This window comes from Veillonella sp. CHU110 (assembly GCF_003992255.1).
GTDB lineage: Bacteria > Bacillota > Negativicutes > Veillonellales > Veillonellaceae > F0422.
In genome coordinates this window covers 1-6,052 of sequence record NZ_RQVA01000027.1, presented here as the reverse complement: position 1 = coordinate 6,052, position 6,052 = coordinate 1, and the positions used below count along the sequence as shown (strand labels likewise).

5 protein-coding genes are annotated in these 6,052 nt (G+C 37.9%); 4 read left to right on the top strand and 1 reads right to left on the bottom strand.

What is annotated here, in order from left to right; genetic code table 11:
* Positions 1–290: 290 nt before the first annotated feature.
* The 4 genes from EO122_RS08060 to EO122_RS08045 are packed head-to-tail and all read left to right on the top strand — an operon-like array spanning position 291 to position 4,801.
* Entirely contained in the window at positions 291–1,232 is a 942-nt protein-coding gene (locus EO122_RS08060) for a bifunctional riboflavin kinase/FAD synthetase (protein ID WP_127010140.1), read from the top strand.
* A 4-nt stretch (positions 1,233–1,236) separates the two neighbouring features.
* Positions 1,237–2,004 carry a shikimate kinase gene (locus EO122_RS08055; protein WP_127010139.1) on the top strand — a complete coding sequence of 256 codons (768 nt, stop codon included), beginning with the start codon at positions 1,237–1,239 and terminating at the stop codon, positions 2,002–2,004.
* Positions 2,001–4,148, top strand: a complete 2,148-nt coding sequence (locus tag EO122_RS08050) for an ATP-dependent RecD-like DNA helicase (RefSeq protein ID WP_127010138.1) — start codon at positions 2,001–2,003, stop codon at positions 4,146–4,148. The genes EO122_RS08055 and EO122_RS08050 overlap by 4 nt, the downstream gene beginning before the upstream one ends.
* Complete coding sequence (locus tag EO122_RS08045) at positions 4,148–4,801, top strand: ComF family protein (RefSeq protein WP_127010137.1); 654 nt, start codon at positions 4,148–4,150, stop codon at positions 4,799–4,801. The genes EO122_RS08050 and EO122_RS08045 overlap by 1 nt, the downstream gene beginning before the upstream one ends.
* A gap of 3 nt (positions 4,802–4,804) precedes the next feature.
* Here the strand turns inward: EO122_RS08045 and EO122_RS08040 are convergent, their stop codons facing one another.
* Positions 4,805–5,407, bottom strand: coding sequence for an HD-GYP domain-containing protein (locus EO122_RS08040; protein ID WP_127010136.1), 603 nt, complete (start codon positions 5,405–5,407; stop codon positions 4,805–4,807).
* Positions 5,408–6,052 lie beyond the last annotated feature (645 nt).

Genomic DNA, 6,052 nt, shown 5'->3' with positions numbered 1-6,052 from the left:
GAATAGCACTAGCTATTTAGATAGCTAGTGCTAAGAACTTTTTATATGAGCAGCCCCCACATTTGACAAAGAGCCTATATTAGGTGTTTTCTTTATGTACCATACTATATGTATGACTTCATAGTATTGTCTAGGTTTACATCTTTTTATATGAGTTCAAGTTTATCATTAGAATATCTTTGAAAGACATGTATACATGGGTGCTACTGTTTATCCTTTAGGATTGTGATATAATAAAGAGTACACTGAAATAAAAGTTCTATTTCATATTTCAAAAGATAAGGATTAGTATGAACGTTTTATATACGATATCAGAGTTAGATACGATACAAGAACCCATTGTATATGGTATGGGAACCTTTGATGGACTGCATTTAGGTCATCAATCGATCATTAAAGAAGTTGTTGATAGTGCCAAAGAGTACAAGGGAGCTTCTGTGATTGTTACCTTCGATGCCCATCCATTTACTATATTACAACCTAAGTATATTCCACCTCGTTTATTGCAACGAGAAGAACGGTATGCTGTATTAGCAGAGTTAGGTGTTGACTATTTGTTAGAACTGCCTATGTCCGAAGCATTATTGGCACAATCTGGAACAGAGTTTATTCATACTCTTTGTGCCAACCGTAATGTACCTAAAATTGTGGTAGGTACCAATTTTAACTTTGGATATAAGGGACAAGGTAATTCAGCACTGATTCGAGAGTTGTATCCAAGCATAGAAGTTCACGATCAAGAGTTGGTGCGCTATGATTGGATCGATGCTCCCATCTCTAGTACAGCTATACGTAGTAGTGTGTTGAGAGGTGATATTGAACTGGCCAACCAAATGCTAGGTAGACCATATCGATTTACAGGGACTGTAGTGAAAGGAGATCAACGAGGTCGTACCCTAGGGTTTCCTACGCTGAACTTTCATTTTCCAGATGAGATGGCAACACCGGCAGATGGTGTCTATGTGAATCAAGTGCAGATAGATGGCAAATGGTATGGAGCGGTAGGAAATATGGGGGATAATCCAACGTTTACGAATCAATACCATCGCTATGAAACTCATTTGTTCAACTTTTCTGATGATGTATATGGAAAAGTTGCCACTGTAGAGTTTCTTGCATTCATTCGAGGAGAGGTAAAGTTCGATTCCTTGCAAGCTCTCATTGATCAAATGGAAGATGATAAAGCCTTCGCCTTAGAGCATTTACAGCATACAGAATATAAAAGAGGATAAAGATATGAAGTTACAAGAAAGTCGCCAAAAAATTGATGCTATTAATAAAGAGTTGATTCGTTTATTCGAGGAACGTTTATCGATTGTAGTAGACATTGCTAAATATAAAGAAGAGCATCAAATGCAAATTCATGATGCAAAACGAGAAGAAGAAGTGTTAAATTTAGCTGTTACATCTTTAAATAATCCTGATTTAGAGGACTATGCCAAAGAGTTTATGGGAGAAGTGATTCGTATTTGTAAAGAATATGAAAAAAACCATATTCATCAACATATTTTCTTAATTGGTATGCCTGGAGCAGGGAAGACTACCATTGGTAAAGCCTTGGCACAAACATTGGGACTTGAGTTTTTCGATGTAGACACAGAGATTCAAGAACGAACAGGGAAATCTATTCAAAATATTATTATTCATGATGGAGAAGATGAATTCCATCAATTAGAGCTTGAAGTCATTCAAGATTTAGTGAGCCACAAAAAAGCGAGTGTCATTGCTACTGGTGGTGGCACTGTATTATGTGATGCCACAGCTGAACTGATGCGTGAATCTGGTTATGTGGTGTTAATCCAACGTGATGTAAAGCAAATTCTTGATGATTTAGATATGGAAATCCGTCCTTTGTTAAAAGAAAGTATTGAATATATTTTCCGTTTATATGAAGAAAGACAGCCAATTTATGAGCGTGTTAGCCATATTAAGATTGAAAATATCAGCAATGTAGCAGATGTAGTAAAAGCTGTCATTGCGGCTTTACCTAATGCATCCCTATGATCACTATATTAGGAACTGTATACCGTGTCATATATGCATCACCAAAGAATGATTTTTGCGTATTTATCGTACGAGACTTTCAAAATGAGGATCATCCTTGTGCTGGCAACATAGAAGTGCCTAAAGTAGGAGATGAGCTAGAAGTAAAAGGCACGATGGTAGTACATAAAAAATATGGTAGACAGATACGAGTGGAAAGCATGCAGCGTATTATGCCTGATACGATGGCTGGGGCTAGGCGATATCTAGAAAATTTAGGGGTCAAAGGATTAGGCCCAAAAACGCTACATAAAATCTTGGACTACTTTAATGAATCTATCTTAGATGTATTACAAGAAGAAAACCCTATGGCTATTTTGGGGATTCCTAATGTAGGAAAACGCGTGAGAGAAGATTTATATCGCACCTTGCTAGGTGAAGGGGTGCTACAAGATATTAATGAATTTTTTGCCACCTACCATATGAGTAATCGCTGGAGCCGTAAGCTATATGAGGTATACGGTGCGAAAGCGGTAGAGGTCATTCGACATAACCCGTACCAATTGCTTCGCATTGATGAAAGCCTACCATTTCCTGTAGTCGATAGATTTGCAGATGCTTTAGAGTTTCCTTTTCATAGTGAGTACCGATTAGATGCAGGTATTCTATATACGATGAAGCAGATCACTGAATATGGACATACTTGCATGCCTATAGAGGAATTAATGGTGCAACTGTCGAATCTATTAGGTGATGACTATATTGACTCGATTGTTGAACGATTAGAATATTTATTAGAAGCTAAAGTGTATTATCAGGTGGAGTATGATGGTGTCGTGTATATCTATCGCCCTGAACTATACCGAGCAGAGGATGATAGTGTATCATTTACACGTGAATTTTTAGAGTCGGATCCAGATACAACTATTGATGGACATACGCTGTGCGAACAATATGAAGCTAGGCAGGGGATGGCTTTGGGAGACGAGCAGAAACAAGCTATTATTATGGCCCTTAGTCATCGGTTTTCTATTATTACAGGTGGACCTGGTACTGGTAAGACCACCATTATTAAAGCTTTAGTGGAAGGATTTCGACAAGGGAATAAAAAGCGTATTGTACTTTGTGCACCAACAGGTCGAGCAGCCAAGCGTTTATCAGAAGCGACAGAACAAGAAGCGTTTACCATTCATCGGTTGCTAGAACCAGAGGCGGTAGCAGGAGGATATCAATTTAGCAGAAACCAAGATGATCAGTTAGAGGTAGATGTTGTCATCGTCGATGAATCATCGATGTTGAATTTAGAGCTTTATTATGCCTTAATACAAGCGATACCACCAATGGCTTTTGTGATATTGGTTGGTGATGTTGATCAGTTGCCGCCTATTGGCGCCGGTTTTGTATTACGTGATATGTTACAAAGTACAGTAGTTCCGTATCAGGAATTACATCATATCTATCGTCAACAAGAGGGTCATCGAATCATTGATAATGCCTATAGAATCAATCATGGAGAGATGCCGGAATTGACACAGTGTGAGGAGTTTCACTTTGAAGAAGCTCATAGTGTGGACAGTGTACTTTCAGCATTACAAGAGCTTTATGAAACAGAATTGAAATCTGTGGAATCTGACTTAGATATACAAATTGTATGTCCTATGCGTAAAGGTCCTATTGGTAGTAGTGCTATTTCAAAGTATTTACAAGAATTGTTAAATCCGAAACATCCAGATCGAGAAGAGATGAAAGTAGATGGTAACATCTTCCGAGTAGGAGATAAAGTCATCCAAATGGAAAATAATTACGAGCAAGATGTGTATAATGGAGAGATTGGTCTGATTACGAGTATCCTTGGAAAGTGTGTACATATACAATTTCCAGATAAACGAGTACTGATGAATGAAGAAGATATGCTATCTATGTCTTTAGCGTATGCCATTACCGTTCACAAGGCGCAGGGGAGTGAATATTCTCGTATTTTGTTGCCATTTATTTCAGCTTACAATATTATGCTGCAACGAAATCTATTATATACAGCTATCACACGTGCAAAAGATAAGGTGCTAATTATCGGCAGTCAAGAAGCGCTGGGAACGGCTGTATCTCGAGAAGATAACCAATATAGATATACTCTATTCAAAGAGCGACTAGAGGGGGAATTCTAATGCGAATTTGGGATATTTTGTGTCCGCCAACATGTGTTCATTGTGGAAAAGATGTGTATGGGCAAGGAGAATGGTGTACAGCCTGTTTTAATGAAGTATGGCACGAACGCCGCTTAGAGGGATCTAGGTATTCTTCTTTAGACTGGATATATATACTGGCCGATTATATAGGTGGCATCAAAACGATGTTACACGATATAAAATTCAATAGAAAAAAGGAGCGAGCTCTAGGAGCCGCTCCTTTTTTGCAACGTTTTACAATTACTTGTTCAGATATCCGTTATACACCTGATATAGTGGTGCCTATTCCCATTAGTGAAAGTAAACGTCATATACGTGGATACAATCAAGTAGATCTATTATTTAAAAATTGGGTGATACAACAGCAATGGCGTTGGGAAGATATACTTATTAAATTAGATGGTTCGAAGCCGATGTGGACATTGACGAAAGAAGAACGCAAGCAGAATATGAAGGGGCATTTTTTAGTTTCTCTATCTAAAGCTAAGCAATTGGTACCAATGCCAACAGAAATACTCATTGTGGATGATATATATACCACAGGAGCCACCTTAGTAGAAGCGGCAGATACTTTAAAAAGCTATTTTCCTAGAGCAAACATAAAGGCTCTCACTTTAGCAAGTGGAGCCTAATGGTTATCCTAAGATTTCTATGAATGTTTTAACAATTTCTGGATCAAATTGTGTTCCCGAATGACGGAATAAGTCTTGTTTTATTTGGCTATGAGGTTGTAATGTCGTATCTGATGAAGGATCAATAGATGTGACATAGTAATCAGCAATTCCAATGATGCGAGCACCTAATGGAATATTAGCTCCTCGTAAATGTTTAGGAAATCCTGTGCCATCCCATCTTTCATGATGATATTTAATGTATGGAATGATTGGCTGGCAACATGGATAATTTTCAATCATACTGGCACCAAACACTGGATGTTGTTTGTACTTGGAAAGTTCTTGACGATTGAAGTAAGGGAACTTCATTAATGTTGTGGTAGGTAAGCAAATTAATCCTAAGTCATGAAGGTAAGCAGCATGACGAATTAATTCAATTTCACCTTTTGGCAAGCCCATCTTGGCTGCAATAGCAACTGCATAGTTGGCCACTTGCACAGAGTGCACATATAAAGTTTGGCTTTTCATTTGAATCATTTGCAAAAGTTGAGCAGAGATGACTTCTAAGCTGCTAGACTCTTGCTCATATGCTCCTGACTCTTGAATTAATGATAACATAAACATGTGCAAACCCTTCCTAACTTACTGAAACGGTGATAATTTCATTAGAAATAGCACCGTTTTAAAATTCTTCGTTTACTTTAGTACACACATTATACAATAATTTAAAGGCCTTGAATATACCCTACAGAGTGGACAAAAATGCACTGAAAATTTAGAGAAACTGATAGTATTAGTGAGAATGTGATAGATAAGGGATAGATTGATATACATGTATATTTGATGAAAAAAAGCAAGTCTTTTTTTTAAGTTTGCTATATAAAAATGATATAGGAAACATGTAAAAAATCATGATGGAAGAAGAGTGACAAATATATTTCTTTCGATTATAATAAAATCATATTACGGGTCTGTGGTTGAAAGTCGAGGCCAGTCGCAGGCAAAACGATCCACGTAAGCAACGAAAAGTTGTGAGCATGGTGCGGCTTAGATGTAAGTCCTGCCGAGATATCGAGAGAAGTAGTAGTGGGGAGCACAGCTTATGAGCGAACCTTCCAGCAGGCGAGTGTGGGGGCAAAGACCAGGTCAGCCGTATGAAGCACAGCAGAAATTGTTCTGCTGTGTATTTTTTGGCTCTTTGTCAAATGTGGGGGCTGCTCATATAAAAAGTTCTTAGCACTAGCTATCTAAATAGCTAGTGCTATTCTT

Excerpts from the sequence above, each read along its gene's own strand:
- EO122_RS08060 (WP_127010140.1), top strand. The coding sequence starts at position 291 with ATGAACGTTTTATATACGATATCAGAGTTAGATACGATACAAGAACCC.
- EO122_RS08055 (WP_127010139.1), top strand. The coding sequence starts at position 1,237 with ATGAAGTTACAAGAAAGTCGCCAAAAAATTGATGCTATTAATAAAGAG.
- EO122_RS08050 (WP_127010138.1), top strand. The coding sequence starts at position 2,001 with ATGATCACTATATTAGGAACTGTATACCGTGTCATATATGCATCACCA.
- EO122_RS08045 (WP_127010137.1), top strand. The coding sequence starts at position 4,148 with ATGCGAATTTGGGATATTTTGTGTCCGCCAACATGTGTTCATTGTGGA.
- EO122_RS08040 (WP_127010136.1), bottom strand. The coding sequence starts at position 5,407 with ATGTTTATGTTATCATTAATTCAAGAGTCAGGAGCATATGAGCAAGAG.